Below are 19,187 nucleotides of genomic sequence, written 5' to 3'. Positions count from 1 at the left end.
ACCTGTGTCCACGCTCACAACGTCCTGAGGGACTCTAGCGCAGCCGACCACCCGTGGCGTCACACTCGCCACATCTGTACCAGGTCGCGACCGAATCGTGACCTCCGGGCCGGGCCGCTCCCGGCGCCGCGCTCAGCGCAGGCGCTCGCCCGTCTCGGCGTCGAAGAAGCGGACCCGGCCCTCCTCCGCCCGGAACCGCACCCGGTCGCCCTTGACGGGGTGGTCGGCGGACTCGGCGCGGTAGACCAGCGGGTGCCCGTCGGGCGCGGAGCAGTGCAGGTAGCTGTCGGCACCGAGCTCCTCCACCAGGTCGACGGTGGCGTGCATGCCCTCGTCGTCACCCGACACCAGCCGCAGGTGCTCAGGGCGGACGCCGATCGTCACCCGCTCGCGGGCACCGGAGGGCACGGGGACTCGGATGCCGTCGAGGTCCACGGCCCCGTCGACCACGCGGGCGTCGAAGAGGTTCATGGCCGGGGAGCCGATGAACCCGGCGACGAAGGCATTGGTCGGGTTGTCGTACAGCTCGCGCGGCGAGTCCACCTGCTGGAGCCGCCCGTCCTTGAGGACGGCCACACGGTCGCCCATCGTCATGGCCTCGACCTGGTCGTGGGTCACGTAGATCATCGTGGTGCCGAGCTCGCGCTGCAGCTTCGCGATCTGCGCTCGGGTGGCCACGCGGAGCTTGGCGTCGAGGTTGGACAACGGCTCGTCCATGAGGAAGACCTGCGGGTTGCGGACGATCGCCCGGCCCATCGCGACGCGCTGGCGCTGGCCGCCGGAGAGCTCCTTGGGCTTGCGGTCCAGGTACGCGGTGAGGTCGAGCATCTCAGCGGCCTTCTCCACCCGCTCGGCGATCTCCGCCTTGGGCTTCTTGGCCAGCTTGAGCGCGAAGCCCATGTTCTCCCGCACGGTGTAATGCGGATAGAGCGCGTAGTTCTGGAACACCATCGCGATGTCGCGCTCCTTGGGTTCCCTACCGGTGACGTCGTCGCCGCCGATACGGATCCGGCCGGCCGCGACCGGCTCGAGACCGGCCAGCGAGCGCAGGATGGTGGACTTGCCGCAGCCCGAGGGACCGACCAGGACCAGGAACTCGCCGTCGGCGATCTCCAGGTCGAGGCCGTCGACGCTCGGGCGCGTCGCGCCCGGATAGACGATGGACACGTTCTCGAAGCTGACTCCGGACACGATCGAGCACTTCCCTTCACCGGCAGGAACGTGCCGGACGATCCGAGATAGAGGGTTCGCAGGACACGGTAGCCGTACTCACCACGGTTCACCCTGACACCCCGCAGAGTTCACCGGGCCGTGCGGTTTACGCGGTCCGAGCGTCGACGGGCGCCCTTAGCGTCGGTGCGTCCACGCACGCCGTCCGTGCGCACCGCCGCTTCTCAAGGGGGAACCTTGTCCGTCCGTCGCCCGCTGCCGCTCGCCATGCCCGGTATCTCCGCCCGCCAGCACCTCACGTGCGAGTACAAGTGCGGCGACCAGTGTTCGTCCCCGGTCCCCAACACCTCGGACAACCCGTACTTCGGGGACATCGCCCGCGAGATCAGCCGGCGCGGGGCGCTCAAGGCGGCCGGTGTCGTGGCGCTCGCGGTGGGCGCGTCGCAGGCGCTGCCGCAGCTCGCGGCCGCCCAGTCCGTGCCGGCCGGTTCGCTCGGGGCGGACGGCGTCGGCGGCGGGGCCGGCACGCTGGACACCGGGTTCACGCCGGTGGCACCCAACACCGACGACGCCGTGCGGGTCCCCGCCGGCCACTCGAGCGACGTGGTGATCCGCTGGGGCGACCCGGTGGTCCCCGGCGCGCCCGAGTTCGACTTCGAGAACCAGACGGCTGCCGCGCAGGCCCGCCAGTACGGCTTCAACTGCGACCTTGCGGTGCTGTTCCCCATGGACGATCGCGACGAGCGGTTCCTGCTCACCGTCAACCACGAGTACACCACCGAGCCCATGATGTTCCGGGGATACGACGACGAGGAGCCCACCCGCGAGCAGGTGGAGATCGCGTGGGCCGCCCACGGGCTGTCCGTGGTGGAGCTGTCGAGCCGGGCGGGCGATGGCGGGCTCGACCCGGTCATGGGGTCCTATAACCGGCGGATCACCGCCCTCACGCCGTTCGAGCTGCGCGGCCCCGCCGTCGGCCCCCTCACGCGGACCGTCGCCGACCCGACGGGCGCGCGGGTCCTGGGCACGCTCAACAACTGCGCGGGCGGCCACACCCCGTGGGGCACCGTGCTCTCCGGCGAGGAGAACTTCAACCAGTACTTCGGCACCGCCGGCAGCGTCACCGACCCCGACCGGCTCGCGGCCCTCAAGCGCTACGGCATCACGGTCGGCGAGTCGGGCCGCAAGTGGGAGCGCTTCGACAACCGCTTCGACCTGGCCGCCGAGCCCAACGAGGTCAACCGCTTCGGCTACGTGGTCGAGGTGGACCCGTGGGATCCGGACTCCACGCCCGTCAAGCACTCGGCGCTGGGCCGCTTCAAGCACGAGGGCGGCACGATCCACGTGACCGCCGACGGCACCGTCGTGGCCTACTCGGGCGACGACGAGCGCTTCGACTACCTCTACAAGTTCGTCTCCAGCCGGAAGATCGTCCCGGGCAGGACCGCGGCCGCGCGCCGGGAGAACATGCGGATCCTCGACGAGGGGACGCTCTACGTGGCGACCTTCACGGGCAACTCGCCGGCCTCGGAAATCGACGGCTCGGGCGCGCTGCCCTCGGACGGCGCGTTCGACGGCACCGGCACGTGGATCCCGCTCATGACCGTGGGTGCCGACGGCGGGGCGGTCTCCCACGTCGAGGGCATGTCTCCCGAGCAGGTCGCGGTGCACACCCGCATGGCCGGTGACGCGGTGGGCGCCACCAAGATGGACCGCCCGGAGGACGTGGAGCCCAACCCCACGACCGGCAAGGTGTACATGGCGCTGACCAACAACACCCGCCGCACGGTCGAGCAGGTGAACGAGCCGAACCCGCGGCACGACAACAAGCACGGGCAGGTCGTGGAGATCACCGACGACCACGCCGGGACGACGTTCGGCTGGAACCTCCTGCTCGTCTGCGGCGACCCGGCCGCGGCCGACACCTACTACGGCGGGTTCGACAAGTCCAAGGTCAGCCCCATCTCGTGCCCGGACAACGTGGCGTTCGACCCGACCGGCGGCCTGTGGGTCTCGACCGACGGCAACGCCCTCGGCTTCAACGACGGCCTCTACTCCGTGGCCACCGAGGGGCCGAACCGCGGCGAGACCAAGTTGTTCCTCACGGTGCCGGTCGGGGCCGAGACCTGCGGTCCGCTCGTCTTTGCCGACCGCGCGATCGTCAACGTCCAGCACCCGGGCGAGAAGGACGGCGCCACCCCGGAGAACCCGGCCTCGCACTGGCCCGACGGCGGCACCTCGCAGCCCCGCCCGTCCACCGTGGTGGCGTGGAAAGACGGCTTCCGCGGCGGCTCGGGCTCGCTGGGAGGCTCGCTCGGCGGCGGCTCGCTGGGCTCCTGACCCGTCACCGTGCGGCGCGGGCGTGCTCCCGCCCGCGCCGCACGGTCTCGGCGATCGCGGCGGCCACGCCGGCCGGGTCGTCGGTCATGGGCACGTGGCCGTCGCGGGTGATCTCGACGCGGGCGCGCGGGAACACCCGCGGGACCTGCCGCGCCTGGCCCACGGGTAGCACCCAGTCGTAGCGCCCCCAACGCACGGTGACGGGCAGGTCCTCGTCCACGGGGACCGAGGAAAGGAAGTCGGCGTCGAGGGCCCGGTTCACCACGCGGTTGCTGACGATCCCGGCGCCGTCGATCGCCATCGCCTCCGGCGCGTACCGCCACGGCCGGGCGCAGAACACGCCCATGAACACCGAGCGGCCCACGGCTGTGCGGGACAGCGCGGGCACGAGCGGCGCCGTCACCCGGGCCAGGGTGCGGAGGGTGGTGAACACGCGCTGCGCGTAGTGCTGCTCGGCCGCGGTGCGGAAGAACCCGGCGGGCGAGAGGGCGGTGACGCTCTCCGCGAGGCCGCGGGCGCCCATCTCGAGCGCGAGGAAGCCGCCGAGGGAGTTGCCGGCGACGTGCGGGCGCTCGCCGTCGGGGGTGACCTCGGCGAGCAGCTCCGCGAGGCGGTCAACCATGAACGGCAGGGGGTCACCGTCGCCGGGGACCTCCATCGACTCCCCGTGACCGGGGAGGTCCACGACGACGACGCGGTGGCGGTCGGCGAGCAGGGGGACGACCGCGTCCCAGGCGTGTCCGCGATGGCACACCCCGTGGACGAGGACGACGGTCGGTCCGCTGCCGGTGATCCGGTGATGCAGGCTCATGGGGACAGTCTCCCCCGCCCGCCCGCGACGTGGGGCCCCACCGCGGGTCCGGGGCGTGGTTTCATGGCAGCGTTCGCGACCGGGGGGAGCACGCGATGACCATGACGACCGGCGGGCTGAGCAGCAGAATCGCGGCCGAGTACCGGCCCCTGCTCATGCGGTTCGACCTGGTGGTGCGGCGCCAGAACACGCGGTTCACGCTGAGCCGCGCGCAGACCTCGATCCTCGAGACACTGTGCCGGCACGGCGCGCTCCGGATGAGCGACCTGGCACGGCTGGAGAACGTGCGCGTGCCCACGATGAGCAACTCCGTGACCGTGATCGAGGCGATGGGCCTGGTCGAGCGCGTCCCGGACGCCGTGGACGGTCGCGGGGTCTGCGTGCGCGTCACCGACGAGGGGCGCGACCGGGTCCGCCGGAACCTCGAGGAGCGCAACCTCGACCTCGCGCGGCGGATCGCCGCCCTCCCCGAGGCCCAGCAGGACGCGCTGGCCGCCGCGGCGCCAGCACTGGCCGCGCTGCTCGACACGTACGACGAGCCGGACGAGGAGGTCTACCCTTCGGGGGCATGAGCACCGCCCAGGCGCGGCCCGATCACGCGCGCACCGTCCTCGTCACCGGGGCCTCCCGCGGCATCGGGGCCGCCCTGTGTCGGGCCCTCGCCGCCGACCACCGCCTCGTCGCGGTGGGCCGCGACGCCGCCGCGCTCAGGGCCGTGGTCCGCGACTGCCCGTCGGCCCGTGTCGTGGAGGCCGACCTCACCACCGGGGAAGGGGTGGCGCGCGCGGCGGCCGACCTGCCCGCGCTCCACGGGCTCGTGCACTGCGCCGGCGTGGCCGACCTGGGGCGCATCGACGGGTCGACCCCGGACGAGTGGCGCCGCGCGTTCGAGGTCAACGTGCTGGCGGTGGTCGAGCTCACCCGGGCACTGCTCCCGGCGCTGCGCGCGGCGGGCGGCCACGTCGTCGTCATCAACTCCGGCGCGGGGATCACCGCCAAGCCGGGCTGGGGCTCCTACAGCGCGTCCAAGTTCGCCCTCCGCGCCGTCACCGACACCCTCCGGGCCGAGGAGCCGGACCTCCGCGTGACGTCGATCCACCCCGGCCGGGTGGATACCGACATGCAGCGGGCGATCGTCGCCGCCGAGGGCGGGCGGTACGACCCGGCGGCGTTCCTCACTCCCGGGTCGGTGGCCGCGGCCGTCCGACAGGCCCTGCTCGCCGCCCCGGACGCGCACCCCACCGAGGTGATTCTCCGGCCCCGCCCCACCGAGCCCGCGGGACCGCCTGATCCGGTGTGCCCGCCCCCCGGAGTGTCGTAACCTCGGCAGCACCATGACCAGCCCGGAGACGCCTATACGCATCACCGTGATCGGGGCGGGCGTGGTCGGCTGCTACCTGGGCGGCCGGCTCGCCCGTCGGGCCGACGTCACGCTCGTCGGTCGCCCCCACGTGCTCGACCCGATCCGGGCAGTGGGGCTGACCGTGGAGTCGGGCGACGGCGAGGGCGACCGCATCCACGTGCCGGCCGAGCAGCTCACGCTGGCCGAGACCCCCGAGTCCGTCCGGCACGCGGACGTGGTACTGGTGTGCACCAAGGCCCGGTCGACGGCGGCCGCCACCGCCGGGTTCGTGCCCCACCTGCGGCCCGAGGCGGTGGTGGTGGGTCTGCAGAACGGGCTGCACTCCACCGACACGATCCGGGACGGCGTGGACGTGGCGCCGGTCCTTGCCGGCATCGTGCCGTTCAACGTGGCGCGGACCGGGCCCGCCACCTACCGACGGGCCAGCGCGGGCGAGATCGTCATGGACGCCCACCCGCGCGCGGTCGCGCTGGTCGACGTGCTGCGGGCCGCGGAGGTGCCCGTGCGCACGACCCGCGACATGCAGGCGGTGCTGCACGGCAAGGTGCTCATGAACCTCAACAACGCCGTGCAGGCGCTGTCGGGGCTGCCGCTGCGAAGTGAACTGCTCGACCGCGACCTGCGGCGCTGCGTGGCCCTGTGCCAGGCCGAGGCCAACCGCGTCTTCTGGGCCGTGGGGGTGGTGCCCAAGGTGCCGGTCACCGCGCCCGCGCGGCTCCTGCCGACCATCATGCGGCTGCCCACGCCGGTCTTCCGCATTCTTGCCGCGCGGGTGTTGCGGGTGGACGCGGACGGAACGTCGTCGATGTACGACGACCTGGTGCGCGGTCGCCCCACCGAGATCGACGTCCTCCAGGGCGAGATCGCCGAGATGGCCTCGCGGCTCGGGCTGCCCGCGCCCGCCTGCGCGCGCGTCGTGGAGCTCATCCGCGAGGCGGAGGCCGCGGGGGAGGCGAGGCGGCGCTGGACGGGCCGGGCGCTGTACGCCGAGCTCACGCGGGCGCGGCGCCGGGCGCGCGTGCCGGCCTGAGGACCGCGCCCCGGGACCCGCCGGGCGGGCCCTCCGGCTCAGTCGTCGTAGCCGAGGGAGAACGCAGCCTCGAGGTCGTGCTTGGACAGCGTGCGGAACGCGATGTGCGTCTCGGTGTCCACCACGCCCGGCACCTTGTTGAGCTTGTCCGCGACGATCTCCGCGACGTCATCGTTGCGGCGCGCGCGGACCAGGACGATGAGGTCGATCGTCCCGGTGACCGAATACACCTCGGAGACGCCGTCGATCGCCGCGATGGCCTCGGCCACCTCGGGGATGCGCGGGGTCTCGGCGTGGACGAACACGATGGCGGTGATCATGGGGCCAGGTTACGTCCCCCTGAGCTCACGTGACCGGCGTGGTGGTCCGCCCCATGATCGACGGTGGCCTCGTCGAGGCGGCCGCGCGTCAGCTCATGTTCTCCGGGGTCCAGTAGGCGCGCATCGAGGAGACCTTGCCCTCCTCGTTGTGGGTCATGAGGTCCCACACGTCGATCGTGGCGCTGGAGGTCTCGTCGAAGTGGGTCGTGATCTCGAAGTGGAACAGCAGGTCGTTGCCGCACACACGGGCCTCGTGCAGGGTGGCGTCGATCTTCAGCGCGGTGACGGTGGCGTAGAACTCGCGGACCGCGGCCTTGCCCTCGTGCACGGTGCCGCCGCCCACCGGGTCCTCCACGGTGGCGTCCTCGGCGTAGAGGTCCATGATCGTCTCGAGGTCGCCGGCAGCGAGCCCGGCGATGTAGGCGTCGGCGGTGGCGCGGATCTGCTCGGGGGTGGGGCTCATTGGCGGGGTCCTTCCGGGGAGGTCGGCTCGGGTGTGACGACGAGGTGACCCCGATTCTAGAACGCGTTCTCGTTCCGCCGGGACCGGATGAGTATTGTGAGTTGCGCCACCTCACGCACGGGCCTACGCTCCCCTCACCACGTGTAGTGGGCCCGACGGGCCGGAGGGACGGGGAGCGCCATGTCCGACGCGAACACCGCGGAACGACCGACTGACGAGGAGGAGTCGTTCCACACCGGGCGCGTCGTCGTGCTGGCGGCGGTGGCCGCCCTCGGCGGCTTCCTCTTCGGATTCGACACCAGCGTCATCAACGGCGGCGTGGGCGCCATCCAGGAATCCTTCGGGATGGGGGCCGCGCTCACCGGCTTCACCGTCTCCTCGGCGCTGCTCGGCTGCATGGTCGGCGCCTACGCCGCCGGGCGCCTGGCCGACCGGTGGGGGCGGACGCGGGTCATGGTGCTCGCGTCGGCGCTCTTCACCGTGAGCGCCCTGGGCTCCGGCTTCGCGTTCGGTGCGTGGGACCTCATTCTCTGGCGCGTGGTCGGCGGCCTCGGCGTGGGCGCGGCGTCCGTCATCGCGCCCGCCTACATCGCCGAGGTGGCGCCGCCCGGGATCCGTGGCCGGCTCGGCTCCCTACAGCAGCTGGCGATCGTCTCCGGCATCTTTGTGGCCCTGCTCTCCGACGCCTGGCTCGCGGGCGCGGCGGGCGGAGCGATCGAGGACCTGTGGCTGGGCGCCGCCGCCTGGCGGTGGATGTTCTGGGCCGAGCTCGTCCCGGCCGTGGCGTACGGCGTGCTCGCGCTCATGATCCCCGAGTCGCCCCGCTACCTCGTGGCCAACGGGCTCATCGACGAGGCCAAGAAGGTCCTGCGGTCCATCCAGGACCGCGGCGTGGACTCGCGCATCGCCGAAATCCGCAGGACCGTGCGCCAGGACGAGAAGCGCTCCGTCCGCGACATCGTCCGGCCCGGCGGCACCACCCTCCTGCCGATCGTCTGGGTGGGCATCGCCCTGTCGGTGTTCCAGCAGCTCGTCGGCATCAACGTCATCTTCTACTACTCCACCACGCTGTGGCAGGCCGTCGGGTTCTCCGAGGAGGACGCGCTCACCCAGTCCGTCATCACCTCGGTGACCAACATCGTCGTCACCCTCGTGGCGATCGCGCTCATCGACCGGATCGGTCGGCGCCGGCTGCTCATCACCGGCTCGGCGGGCATGACGATCTCGCTCGGCGTCATGGCGCTCATGTTCAGCCAGGCCACCATGGCGCCCGGCCCCGACGGCGAACTCGCCCCGCAGCTCGGCGACACCCAGGGGCTCGTCGCGCTCGTCGCGGCCAACGCCTTCGTCGTGTTCTTCGGCATGTCCTGGGGCCCGGGCGTGTGGGTGCTGCTCGGCGAGATGTTCAACAACCGCATCCGCTCCACCGCGCTCGGGGTGGCCGCGGCCGCCCAGTGGCTGGCCAACTTCGCCGTCTCCACCACGTTCCCGTCGATGGCCGAGCTGAGCCTGTGGTTCACGTACGGCTTCTACGCCGTGGCCGCGCTGCTCTCGCTGCTGTTCGTGGCGAAGTTCGTCCCGGAGACCACGGGCCGGTCGCTCGAGGACATGGAGTAGGGCCCGGCCGGGCACCTCACGCCGCGTCGTCGGGCTGCCTCGTGGGGCAGTAGAGGTCGGTCCGCAGGGTGGCCGGGTCCATGTCGGGCCGGGGTTCGGTGACGTAGCACTCCCAGAACGGCATCCCCGGCGCGCGGCCACTCCCGCCGATACCGGCCATGAGCCGTCCCCAGGCCTCGCCGAGGGCGTCGTACCCACCCACGTGGCTCATCACCGCGATGTCGCCGGCCGGCAGCTCGGACGGCACGATCCGCAGCCCGTCCCCCGCCGGGCCGTCGCCCGCGCCCGGAGCGTCGCCCGCCCCCGGCTCGTCGTGCGCGGGGACCGCCGCGAGCGGGGCGGCGAGGCGCTCGCCCAGCGGGAAGCCGATTTCCACGTCCGCCACCGCGTCCGGCCCCTCGGTGAGCCGGGTGTACAGGGCGAACGGCGGCCCGGCCGGCGTGATGCCGCGCGCGAACAGCTCCGGGAAGGCCTGTCCGAAGGCGGCGTCGAAGAGTCCGGCGATCGAGGACATCCGCACGCCCGCCGCGCGCACCACCGCGGTCGGCACCGCCGGGGCCGCGATGATCCGCACCTCGGTGACCGGCTCCGGCCCCAGGTCGGGGTAGCCGGGCGGGGGCGGGGTGGGGCCGGGTGACGACGAGGACGACATGGCGTCCAGTCTGCTCCGCAGAAGGGGCGTACACGGGGAGAACTGACGCATCCGCGCGGGCGTGCCAGGCTGGGGTCATGACGGCACCGGCACTCACCCTGACCAAACTCGAGCACGCCTCGGTGGTGCTCGCCTCCGACCGCGCGCGGATCCTCGTGGACCCCGGGAACCTGGGCACGCCCAACGACCCCGGGGCCTTCGACGCGATCCTGCTCACCCACCACCACCCCGACCACGCGGCACCGGAATTCCTCCGCGACGCGCTCACCGCCGGGGTCGACGTGTACGGACCGGCCGACGCCGGCGACGAACTCGGCCTGGCGACCGCCGACCGGGGCGGCGCGCACTGGCACCCCGTCGAGCCGGGCGCGACCTTCTCGGTGGGCGACGTCCCCGTCGTCGTGGCCGGGTCGATCCACGCCGAGATCCACCCCGACGTCCCCGGCCCGCAGAACCGGGCGTTCCTCGTGGGCGACGGCGTCTTCGTCACCGGCGACGAGCACCCGCTGCCGCCCGCGCCCGCGAGCGTGCTGGTCACGCCCATGAACGCGCCGTGGCTCGCCGCGCCCGCGCTCATCAGATACGTGCGGCAGGTGCGGCCGCGGCTCGTGCTGGGTGTGCACGAGGGCTTCCTCAACCCCGCCGGGCTGCGCGTGGCCGACCGGCTGCTCGGCATGCTCACCTCCGAGGGCGCCGACGAGGCGCGGCGGCTCGAGGTGGGCGAGGAGATCAGCCTCTGACGACGGCGTTGCGCCTACCCCGGCGGCCCTGCCCCTCTCGCCTTGCCCCGGTCGCCCTGCCCCGGCCGCTTCGTACACATAACCGTACGAGGCGTAGCCGATCCGCCGACTCTCCTACGGATATGTGCACGAAGCGAAGCGCGGGCCCAGTGTGCCGAGCGATGCGCCCCGTGGGTGGGCGGCGAGTACGACCACCTCACCTGAGCCGTCCGTGCGCCCCCGCCGCTTCGTTCCTACTCACATGCGTACGAGAAACAGCTGATTCAGCGAAATGACTGCGGATATGTGGTCGAAGCGTGAGCGGCGCGGGCGGCATCACCCGCGGCGTTCCAGGACGAGCACGGTGAAGTCCACGATGTCATCGAGCTGATCCCGACGGGCCACGCGCAGCGCGCCGCTGACGAGAGCTCGATCCCGTGCGCGTGGCAAGCCCCCGCGTCGAGCAGGGTGCGCAGCCCCACTCCCCCGCCGAATCCGACGTCAACCGTCGTCGCACCCTGCCGCGGAGCAGCGGCCTCTACGCATGCCGAGATACGGCCGGCGTTGCTCCGGCGGCATGTCACTCACCGCCGATCCGCGCGGTCTCGCGCTCGGCGAGCTCCCACAGCCGTTCGGCCACCTCGGGGTCGGCGGCCTCGGCGCTGCGCCCGATGAGCGTGGGCATGCCCCGCAGGTGCCGCATCGCGTCGGGGCCCACGTAGCTGCACGCCGGCAGCGGTCGCGTGGCGGCGTACATCGTGGTGAGGGCCGCCTGCGCGGCGGGTTGGGCGAAGACGCCGCACACGCCGGTCACGACGCGGTCGATGAACGCGTTGCCGGAGGCGTTGGAGATGTTGGTGGCCGCCCAGCCGGGGTGAGTGAGCTGCACGTCGACGCCCGGGGCGCCGGCGGCCGCGCGGCCGTCGCGCAGGCGACGGTCCAGCGCGAGGCCCCACAGCATGTCGCCGAGCTTGGAGCGCGCGTACGCGGACGCCGGGTTCCAGCGGCCGCGGCGGACGTGCGGGTCGTCGAAGTCGAACGACGCGCCCCGGTGCGAGTTGGAGCCCACGATCACCACGCGCCGGCGCACGAGCGGCAGCAGCAGGTTCGTCAGCAGGAACGGTCCGAGCAGATTGACGCCGAGCAGCATCTCGAAGCCGTCGGCCGTCTCGCGGCGGGTCGGGGTGACGGCCCCGGCGTTGTTCACCAGGACGTCGATCACCTCGTCGTCGTCACCGAGCTCCGCCGCCGCCCGCCGCACGCTGTCCAGGGACGCCAGGTCCACCGCCACCACGCGCGCCTCGCCGGGGAGCACGGCCGCCACCTCGCCGCCACGTGCGGTGTCGCGGACGGCGAGGATCACCCGCGCGCCGTGCGCCGACGCCGCGCGCGCGGTCTCGAGGCCGACGCCGCTGGTGGCGCCGGTGACGAGCCACGTCTCGCCGGTGAGGTCGGGGATGTCGATCGTCCTGCGGGCCATGCGCACAGGCTACGGCCGCGCGGCCCGCCGGCGCGGCACTCTCCGGGCCCGGATCGGCGGGTCAGGGAACCAATCGGGCCGGCCGGGGCGTCGTAGAGGGTGACGACGAGGACTGCGATCGAAAAGGGGGAGCCGATGCCTGAGGGCACGATCCGGGCGGATGCACAGAAGATCGCCACGGCGGTGTCGGTGTTCCGCGCCGCCGGGGACACCACCGGGGGCGTGTCCTTCGAGGGCGTGGCGGCGGGTCTGGGCCGGGCGCTGCCGGGGGGGTCGGCGATCGCGTCGGCGCTGGACCGGGCGTGCGGCGCGGCCGCGGTGGCCGCATCGCGGTGCTCCGGCCGGGCCGCGGGGTTGGCGGACTTCGCGGCCGAGGCGCACCGCTTCCTCGAGGCCACCGACGCCGATTTCGCCGGCCAGCTCGGGAAGGTGGCGCCGCGGTGAGCTACGCGATCGGCGAATTGCGCCGCTGGGATGCGGGTGGAGTGGGGGTCGCGGGCTCGGCTGTCGTTACCCGTGCCGGCGACGCCGAGGACGCGCGCCGGATCCTGTCCGGTGGCCGCGAGGCCCTGGCCGACGGCTGGGAGGGCGTGGCCGCCGAGGCGGTCCTCGACGCCGCGGACACGGAGAAAGTGCACGTGACGACCCTCGCCGAAGGACTGCACGATCTCGCCGAGGCGCTCGGCCGCGCCGGCGCGGCACTGGCCCCGGCGGTGCAGGCCGTACGGGACCGGATCGCCGAGGCCGAGGCGGCCGGGCTGCTGGTCGGTGACACCTCGGTGGCCCCGGCGCCGGGCCACACCGACATCGAGCAGGACACCGTCGACCACCACGCCGACGCGATCCGGGGTGCGATTGACACCGTCGCGTCCCTCGACGAGCACTACGGCCGTGAGATCGACACGATCGCGCAGATGCTCCACGCGGCGGTCCCCGCAGAGGTCGACCGCACTCCGATACCGGGGCCCGACGCCCCCTGGCGGGGACGGGCTGTGGATGCCGTGACGGCTGCGATGTCCGTGGGGCTCCCGTATCGCGCTGACGATATCGATCCGAGAACTCGGGGGCGACATGCAGCGATAACAATTCCGGATGACGTCGGGCGCGCGGCGGGAACCGGGATGCGGGCCATCGGCAGAGCCGCCGGCCCGCTTGGAGTAGGGCTTACCGTATACGGGGGTATCGATGACTACGCGTCCGGTCGATCCACCGCGTCGCAAGCGGCCTGGGAGACCAGCGGCTCGGTCGTCGGCGGGATGGCGGGCGGTGCCGGTGCGGGAGCAGTCGCAGGGTCGTTCCTCGGTCCCGCCGGAGTGATCATTGGTGCAGGAATCGGCGCGGTCGTGGGTAGTTGGCTCGGTAAACAGGGCGGAACCGCGATTCACGATGCCGTAGACGCGAACTGACCGAACCCGAGATGGGAGGACGCTGGCATGTACGACGAGCACCCTCACGGCGATCCGGATCGCGCGCCCGTGCGATCCCGTGCCCTGTTCCAACCCCAAAAGCCCACCTGGGCCGAGTTCCGCCGGATCTTCCTCCAGCTCACGGACAACTGGTCCTTCAAGATCCGCTTCGGCTTCGGTGTTGCGCTCATGGTTCTCGGACTTATTTTGTCGTTGTCCGAGCGGTTCCTGTGACCGACTGGAGGGGCATCCGATGAGCCGCCACAGCGCGGTGTGAAGCGGCCACTTCGCGAGTACCTCGCCTGGTATCTCCGTGAGGCCAACTCCGACTTCCGCCTGTGGGTGGGAACCTACGTCGGGGTCGGCGGCCTGCTCCTTCTCCTCCTCTAACTCCGACCACTAACTCCGACCACGTGGCTCTACAGAGATTGCGGCGCAACAAGCAGCTCACCGAGGCGGACCTGACCTCGCTCGAGGAGATGCTCGCCACCTCGGGCGCGGGCGGCCCGGAGGACCTGGCCCGTGCCCGCGAGGAGGCGCAGGGGCTCGGGCTGTTCATCCGCTCCCTGGTGGGGATGAACCGGCAGGCCGCCACCGAGGCGTTCGCCGAGTTCCTCACTGACACCACGCACTCGGCCACCGCGATCCGCTTCATCGAGCTGATCATCGACGAGCCCACCGCGAACGGCGTGGTCCCGGCGTCGCGACTGTACGAGCCGCCGTTCACCGATCACGCCCCCACCTGGCCAGACATGCTCTTCCCCGGAGCCGCCGGCGACCGCATCTTCGTGATCCTCGACGAGGTGCGCGAACACGCACGCGTCACCGGCGAGGGCGTGGCCTGAGCTCAGGGCTCCTGCGCTGCCGCGTCGGAGTTCTGTTGCCCGGACGCCTCGTTCTCCGGCCGCCGAGCCCGTCGCGCCTTCTTCTGCCGCCGCCACGCGACGAGTCCCACCAGCAGACCGAGGAGAATCGGCAACCAGATCTTCTGGTAGTCCATCACCACCTCGACCCAGGCCGGGAGCATGACGTCCGGCAGGTCGATGTCCGGCCACGGGATCGACGGCAGGTTCCAGTCCGGCCACGGGATGCGTGGCAGTCGCACGTCCGGCCACGGGATCGCGGGCAGGTACGGCTCGACCAGCCCCCAGAGCCATCCGACGAGCCGCCCGATGAGCGGCAGCAGTACCAGCATCGCCAACGCCCAGCCGGCCTTACCGAAGCCGCCGGCCAGTGGATAGACGACCCGCTTCCACGGTGACGCCTCCATCGCCTCGGCGCGCCGCTCACCCCGCGATCCGGGCGGCGGCGCCAGCGCCACGATGTCCTGGCCGGAGCCGGTCTTGCGGTGCACGTACACCTCGAGGACCTCGTGGGTCAGCCCGTTGGCCCTGATCTGTACGCGGTCGGCCGAGGGCGCCGGGTAGTCGCTGAACTTGCCGTCCCTGACCTCTCCGTCGAGGGCCGCACGGTGCGACGTGACCGTGCGGCACCGGGCCACGGTCGTACCCCCGACGGTGACGAGCATGCCCTTCTCGCCGTTCTCGGCCATCGTCCGCGCGCGAGACGCGAGGCCGGGTATCCGGGCCAACGACCTGGCTGCCCACTGCCCGGCCAGGTCACCCGGCTGACGGTTCCACGCGGAGGTCCCGCCCGTCCCCGCCCCGGCCGGGTCCTGAGAGTTCTTCGCCTCCGGCCAGCCCGGATCGATGCTCCGCAGGGCACCATAGAAACCGATGACCACCTCGATGCGGCCGAGCTCGTCGTCGTCATACACCCACCGCTCGACCTGTGCCTCCACGTCCGTCACCGCGCCACCGTAACAACACGTGTCGCCTACTGTTCGCCCTCAGATCCGCGGTCACGTCAAGGATCCGGGTCCATGTCGGGCGCCACTGGCCACCCGAGCCCCGTCGGTGCACCCGCTAGGTTGGGCGGATGAGCTTCGTCACCGTCTCCCACCCCGTGCCCGAGGTCGCGGTGGTCACGCTGAACCGCCCCGAGCGCATGAACTCCATGGCGTTCGACATGATGGTGCCGCTGCGCCGCACCCTCGAGGAGGTCGGCTACTCCAACGAGGTCCGCGCGATCGTCCTCACCGGCGCCGGCGCGGGCTTCTGCTCGGGCGCCGACCAGAAGTCGGTGGGAAAGCCGCCGGGCGTGGAGGGCGTCACGCGGCCGACATACGGGCTGCGCACCATGGAGCTCATGGACGACGTCGTCCTCACGTTGCGCAAGCTGCACCAGCCGGTGATCGCGGCGGTCAACGGCGCCGCGATCGGCGGCGGCCTCTGCCTGGCCCTGGCCTGCGACCTGCGCATCTGCTCGCCCAACGCCTACTTCCGCGCCGCCGGCATCAACAACGGCCTCACCGCGTCCGAGCTGGGCCTGAGCTACCTCCTCCCCCGCGCGATCGGCTCCACGCGCGCGGCCGACCTCATGTTCACCGGCCGCGACATGGAGGCCGCGGAGGCCCGCGAGGCCGGGCTGGTGTCGGAGGTCGCGGCGCATCATGACGACGACGAGGACACCGACACCGCCGCACTCGCCCGCCCGGTGGTCCGACGCGCGATCGAGATCGGGCAGCGGGTCGCCGGTTTCTCCCAACCCGGGATCGAACTGACCAAGCGGACGCTGTGGTCGGGGATGGCCGCCTCGTCGCTGGAGGCGCATATGCAGACCGAGGGCATCGGCCAGCTCTACGTCCGTCTACTCACCAACAACTTCGACGAGGCGATCGCCGCACGCAAGGAGGGCCGCCCCGCGCGGTTCACGGACACGCTGTAGACGGGTGGCGCGCCTGGCCGCCATCCGCGGGCGGGCGGCCGCCGGTATGCACAACATCTCCTCGGGCCGGCCGGTTTGCACAACACCTCCTCGGGGTGCACTCGACCGATGCCCGGCTGGCGTTGTGCAAACCGGGATGTTGTGCATTCTGCGCGTTGTGCAAACCGGGGCCGGTCGTGTGTCGGCGGGGCTATCCTCCGGCCATGAAGCCCCTCGTCCGGTCGGCCCTCGCCGTCGTCACCTCCCTCGCCCTCACCGCCACGCCGGCGGTCCTCGTCCCCGCCACCTCGGCCGCCGGTCCGGCACCGATCTGGTCGGGCCTCGACACCAGGACATGGGACCGGCCGATCCCGGCGCCGGGCGCCCCGGCGGGAACGGTGCCGCTGGATCCGCGGCTCTCGCTGCCGGACGCCGGACACGCGGTGCGACAGGTGTATGGATCGACCGACCAGCACGGGCGGCCGGCCGTCACGACGTCGGCCGTGTTCCTGCCGCACGGCACTCCCCCGCCGGGCGGCTGGCCGGTGGTGGCGTGGGCGCACGGCACGGTGGGGCTCGGCGACGACTGCGCGCCCTCCACACAGCCCCGCTCGGACCGGGACGCCGAGTACCTGGGCCACTGGCTCCGCGAGGGGTACGCGGTGGTGGCGTCCGACTACGCGGGGCTCGGCACGCCGGGACTGCACAGTTACCTCAACGGCGAGGCGGCGGCGCGGGGCGTCGTCGATGCCGTGGTGGCCGCCCGCGCGGAGGGGCTGCCGCTCGCCGAGCGATGGGCGCTCGTCGGGCAGTCGCAGGGGGCGGGCGCGGCGCTGTCGACGGCCGTGCGCGCCACCGCCCTCGGCGCGCCGGCGGGCCTGGACTACCGCGGTGTCGTGGCCACCGGAGCCCCGGCCAACATCGAGCACCTCTTCCAGTGGGCCGGGCCCGGATTCCCGCCCGTGTCACTGCCCACCGGGCTCAACCTCTACGCGCTGTACATCCTCGCCGGGTTCCGCGAGCAGCACCCCGAGCACCGGATCGACGACCTGCTCACGCCGCGCGGACGCGAGCTCGTCGACGCCGCGGAGCACCTCTGCTACTGGGACATGCGCGAGGCCGTGGGCGACTTCCAGATCTCGCAGGCGCTCGCGCGGCCGCTCAGGGACGTCCCCGACGTGTACGGGCTCCTGCACCGCTACATGGGAACGCCGGCGGTGGGCTACGACCGACCGGTGTTCCTCGGCCAGGGCCTGCTCGACCTGGACGTCCCGGCGCCGTCGGCCCTCTCGCTGGCCGCCGAGATGGCGGCCCATCGCCAGCCGCTCGAGCTGCGCGTGTATCCGGATCAGGACCACAGTGGAACGGTCCACGCCGCCACGCCGGATGCCACCGCGTTCCTCGCCCGAATCATGGGTTGACCTGCACATTTCTGACTGTGGTCAACACCACACCGTGACGCTTTTGTGACCTGAACGCGTTCTAGTAATGTCCTGTGTATCGCCGCGCGGGGATGCCGAAGGGTTCCCCGCGCGGCTGAATCTCTTTTCCGGGTCGTCCGGACGGAGTGCGGGCCGCCAGGCCCCCTCCGCGGCGGGCCTGCGGGTTCCACCCCCGGAACAGCAGCGCCAGAAAGACCAGGTCGACGGCCTCCCCGCCGTAGAACATGAGCTGGGCGCCCGCCCGCGCGGCGTCGGGATCCACGCCGGCCGGCGGGTGACCGTACAGCCACCTGCCGAGCACGGAGTGGGCGGCGATGAAGCACACCAGGACGACCACGCGCGTGCGCAGACCCGCCCGGTCGGGATTGGGATCCGGACCGATGACCGAGACCGTGAACGCGACGCCGGCGAGGAACACGTGCAGGTGCACGAGGGTGTGCACGAGCACAGACTGTGCATGGCCGCGTAGAGATCGGTCGCGTAGAGGACCCACAGGCCGCCGGCGTTGAGCGTCGCCGCGACGACCGGATGCGTGACCACCCTGGGTAGCGGCGAGCGCAACACCCGGGCGAGCCCGCGGGCGCGGCGGGTCGACAGCGCCCGCAGCACGAGCGTCACCGGCGCCGCCAGCACCAGGAGCAGCGGGCCCACCATCCCCAGGAGCAGATGGCCCGCCATGTGGACGGTGAAGTCGGTGTGCGCGGCGGCGGGCAGGGGCCCACCCAGGCGATGCCGACGCACAGCGACCCGCCGACCCACAGCGCGGTCCGATGGCGTGGCCACGGCGACCGCGTGCGGACGCGACGGGCGGCGGCCAGGTAGAGCGCGAGGGCGAGGAGGAGCGCCACCGCCCCGAACGCCTCGGGGATCCACCATCCGCCGGCCGCGAGTCCGGGCTCGTGTGTGCCGTGGTCCGGATGCACGGCCGGTCAGCCCCGGCGGTCCGCGTCCGGGGGCGCCACCGCGGCGAGGCGCGGGGTGCGCCACAGTACGACCAGGCCCACGACCAGCATGAGGATCGCCGAGCCGATCCACACGAGGTCGTAGACGAACAGATCGACCCCGTAGCGGATCTGGTGGATGCCGAGGATCTTGTGGTGCACCACTCCGTCGAAGAGCTGGAAGACGCCGACCCCGACGAGGACCGCCCCGGCCCAGCGCCCCCACGGGATGGCGGTCGCGCGGCGGACGGCGGCGAACATGAACAGACCCCACACGGTGAGCAGCCAGGTCACGCCGTGGAACAGCCCGTCCGTAACGAGAGCGACGGTCGGGGTGGACAGGTCGTAGAGGTGGTGCCACTGCAGCAGGAGGTGGAAGACGAACAGGTCGATCACCGACCCGGCGATCCCACAACCGAACAGGACGCCGGAGAGCACGAGGCGGCGGTCGTACGCGGGAGCGGTCGCCGCCACGGGAACGGTGGAGGCCACGGCGGACTCCTCTCGTCGGGAGCGGTTCTGGCCGACCCTACGACCCACCCCGGGCCCCGACCAACGCTCGCCGTCCGCCGCAGCGGGCCCGTGCTAGATGTACTGCCCAGGGAGGTTGTTTGATCTGGCTTCCCTGATGTGACGAGAACCTCCCGGCAGAGTGGAGCTGCTACCA

General features: G+C 72.3%; 20 protein-coding genes and 1 pseudogene. 12 read left to right on the top strand and 9 right to left on the bottom strand.

Annotation, left to right across the window (positions count from 1 at the left end; translation table 11 throughout):
- Positions 1-132: 132 nt before the first annotated feature.
- Positions 133-1,191, bottom strand: a complete 1,059-nt coding sequence (locus ACH0BZ_RS14560; RefSeq protein ID WP_406899348.1) for an ABC transporter ATP-binding protein — start codon at positions 1,189-1,191, stop codon at positions 133-135.
- A 246-nt stretch (positions 1,192-1,437) separates the two neighbouring features.
- On the opposite strand from ACH0BZ_RS14560, the gene ACH0BZ_RS14555 reads away from it, so the two are divergent.
- Positions 1,438-3,510 carry a PhoX family protein gene (locus ACH0BZ_RS14555; RefSeq protein WP_406899396.1) on the top strand — a complete coding sequence of 691 codons (2,073 nt, stop codon included), beginning with the start codon at positions 1,438-1,440 and terminating at the stop codon, positions 3,508-3,510.
- A gap of 4 nt (positions 3,511-3,514) precedes the next feature.
- On the opposite strand, the gene ACH0BZ_RS14550 is transcribed toward ACH0BZ_RS14555, so the two are convergent.
- Positions 3,515-4,321, bottom strand: coding sequence for an alpha/beta fold hydrolase (locus tag ACH0BZ_RS14550; protein ID WP_406899346.1), 807 nt, complete (start codon positions 4,319-4,321; stop codon positions 3,515-3,517).
- Positions 4,322-4,416: 95 nt separating this feature from the next.
- Between ACH0BZ_RS14550 and ACH0BZ_RS14545 the strand changes: the two genes are divergently transcribed.
- The 3 genes from ACH0BZ_RS14545 to ACH0BZ_RS14535 are packed head-to-tail and all read left to right on the top strand — an operon-like array spanning position 4,417 to position 6,714.
- Entirely contained in the window at positions 4,417-4,893 is a 477-nt protein-coding gene (locus ACH0BZ_RS14545) for a MarR family winged helix-turn-helix transcriptional regulator (protein WP_406899345.1), read from the top strand.
- A complete protein-coding gene (locus ACH0BZ_RS14540; RefSeq protein WP_406899343.1) occupies positions 4,890-5,642 on the top strand; it encodes an SDR family oxidoreductase in 753 nt (250 codons plus the stop codon). The genes ACH0BZ_RS14545 and ACH0BZ_RS14540 overlap by 4 nt, the downstream gene beginning before the upstream one ends.
- A gap of 13 nt (positions 5,643-5,655) precedes the next feature.
- On the top strand, positions 5,656-6,714 hold the full coding sequence (locus ACH0BZ_RS14535) for a 2-dehydropantoate 2-reductase (protein WP_406899342.1): 1,059 nt from the start codon (positions 5,656-5,658) through the stop codon (positions 6,712-6,714).
- 38 nt (positions 6,715-6,752) lie between these two features.
- On the opposite strand, the gene ACH0BZ_RS14530 is transcribed toward ACH0BZ_RS14535, so the two are convergent.
- Together ACH0BZ_RS14530 and ACH0BZ_RS14525 are read right to left on the bottom strand one after the other, a co-directional pair.
- Entirely contained in the window at positions 6,753-7,034 is a 282-nt protein-coding gene (locus ACH0BZ_RS14530) for an Lrp/AsnC family transcriptional regulator (protein WP_406899340.1), read from the bottom strand.
- An 88-nt stretch (positions 7,035-7,122) separates the two neighbouring features.
- Complete coding sequence (locus ACH0BZ_RS14525; RefSeq protein WP_406899339.1) at positions 7,123-7,497, bottom strand: nuclear transport factor 2 family protein; 375 nt, start codon at positions 7,495-7,497, stop codon at positions 7,123-7,125.
- A 180-nt stretch (positions 7,498-7,677) separates the two neighbouring features.
- Here ACH0BZ_RS14525 and ACH0BZ_RS14520 point away from each other — a divergent pair, with 180 nt between their 5' ends.
- The gene (locus tag ACH0BZ_RS14520; protein WP_406899338.1) at positions 7,678-9,114 is read left to right on the top strand and encodes a sugar porter family MFS transporter; all 1,437 of its coding nucleotides are present in this window, start codon (positions 7,678-7,680) and stop codon (positions 9,112-9,114) included.
- Between the two features lie 16 nt (positions 9,115-9,130).
- On the opposite strand, the gene ACH0BZ_RS14515 is transcribed toward ACH0BZ_RS14520, so the two are convergent.
- Positions 9,131-9,766: a GyrI-like domain-containing protein gene (locus tag ACH0BZ_RS14515; RefSeq protein ID WP_406899337.1), complete on the bottom strand. Its 636-nt coding sequence runs from the start codon at positions 9,764-9,766 to the stop codon at positions 9,131-9,133.
- Positions 9,767-9,843: 77 nt separating this feature from the next.
- Here ACH0BZ_RS14515 and ACH0BZ_RS14510 point away from each other — a divergent pair, with 77 nt between their 5' ends.
- The gene (locus ACH0BZ_RS14510; RefSeq protein ID WP_406899335.1) at positions 9,844-10,506 is read left to right on the top strand and encodes an MBL fold metallo-hydrolase; all 663 of its coding nucleotides are present in this window, start codon (positions 9,844-9,846) and stop codon (positions 10,504-10,506) included.
- Positions 10,507-11,065: 559 nt separating this feature from the next.
- On the opposite strand, the gene ACH0BZ_RS14505 is transcribed toward ACH0BZ_RS14510, so the two are convergent.
- Positions 11,066-11,965: an SDR family NAD(P)-dependent oxidoreductase gene (locus ACH0BZ_RS14505; RefSeq protein ID WP_406899334.1), complete on the bottom strand. Its 900-nt coding sequence runs from the start codon at positions 11,963-11,965 to the stop codon at positions 11,066-11,068.
- 135 nt (positions 11,966-12,100) lie between these two features.
- Between ACH0BZ_RS14505 and ACH0BZ_RS14500 the strand changes: the two genes are divergently transcribed.
- The 4 genes from ACH0BZ_RS14500 to ACH0BZ_RS14485 all read left to right on the top strand — a co-directional run bounded on the left by ACH0BZ_RS14500 (position 12,101) and on the right by ACH0BZ_RS14485 (position 14,216).
- Entirely contained in the window at positions 12,101-12,409 is a 309-nt protein-coding gene (locus tag ACH0BZ_RS14500; protein ID WP_406899332.1) for a hypothetical protein, read from the top strand.
- A complete protein-coding gene (locus ACH0BZ_RS14495; RefSeq protein WP_406899331.1) occupies positions 12,406-13,371 on the top strand; it encodes a hypothetical protein in 966 nt (321 codons plus the stop codon). The genes ACH0BZ_RS14500 and ACH0BZ_RS14495 overlap by 4 nt, the downstream gene beginning before the upstream one ends.
- A gap of 27 nt (positions 13,372-13,398) precedes the next feature.
- Complete coding sequence (locus tag ACH0BZ_RS14490) at positions 13,399-13,605, top strand: hypothetical protein (RefSeq protein WP_406899330.1); 207 nt, start codon at positions 13,399-13,401, stop codon at positions 13,603-13,605.
- A 179-nt stretch (positions 13,606-13,784) separates the two neighbouring features.
- Entirely contained in the window at positions 13,785-14,216 is a 432-nt protein-coding gene (locus ACH0BZ_RS14485; protein ID WP_406899329.1) for a type I restriction-modification enzyme R subunit C-terminal domain-containing protein, read from the top strand.
- Between the two features lie 2 nt (positions 14,217-14,218).
- On the opposite strand, the gene ACH0BZ_RS14480 is transcribed toward ACH0BZ_RS14485, so the two are convergent.
- Positions 14,219-15,181, bottom strand: a complete 963-nt coding sequence (locus ACH0BZ_RS14480; protein ID WP_406899327.1) for a hypothetical protein — start codon at positions 15,179-15,181, stop codon at positions 14,219-14,221.
- A 128-nt stretch (positions 15,182-15,309) separates the two neighbouring features.
- On the opposite strand from ACH0BZ_RS14480, the gene ACH0BZ_RS14475 reads away from it, so the two are divergent.
- Positions 15,310-16,158: an enoyl-CoA hydratase gene (locus ACH0BZ_RS14475; protein WP_406899325.1), complete on the top strand. Its 849-nt coding sequence runs from the start codon at positions 15,310-15,312 to the stop codon at positions 16,156-16,158.
- 203 nt (positions 16,159-16,361) lie between these two features.
- A complete protein-coding gene (locus tag ACH0BZ_RS14470; protein ID WP_406899324.1) occupies positions 16,362-17,558 on the top strand; it encodes a prolyl oligopeptidase family serine peptidase in 1,197 nt (398 codons plus the stop codon).
- 61 nt (positions 17,559-17,619) lie between these two features.
- Here ACH0BZ_RS14470 and ACH0BZ_RS14465 read toward each other — a convergent pair.
- Both ACH0BZ_RS14465 and ACH0BZ_RS14460 read right to left on the bottom strand, forming a co-directional pair.
- Positions 17,620-18,427: pseudogene (locus ACH0BZ_RS14465) on the bottom strand (cytochrome c oxidase assembly protein).
- Positions 18,428-18,508: 81 nt separating this feature from the next.
- Positions 18,509-19,012, bottom strand: a complete 504-nt coding sequence (locus ACH0BZ_RS14460) for a DUF2243 domain-containing protein (protein WP_406899322.1) — start codon at positions 19,010-19,012, stop codon at positions 18,509-18,511.
- Positions 19,013-19,187 lie beyond the last annotated feature (175 nt).

This window comes from Dietzia sp. 179-F 9C3 NHS (assembly GCF_045369825.1).
Lineage (GTDB): Bacteria > Actinomycetota > Actinomycetes > Mycobacteriales > Mycobacteriaceae > Dietzia.
The sequence above is the reverse complement of the archived record's forward strand: the minus strand, read 5'-3'. Positions and strand labels throughout refer to the sequence as shown.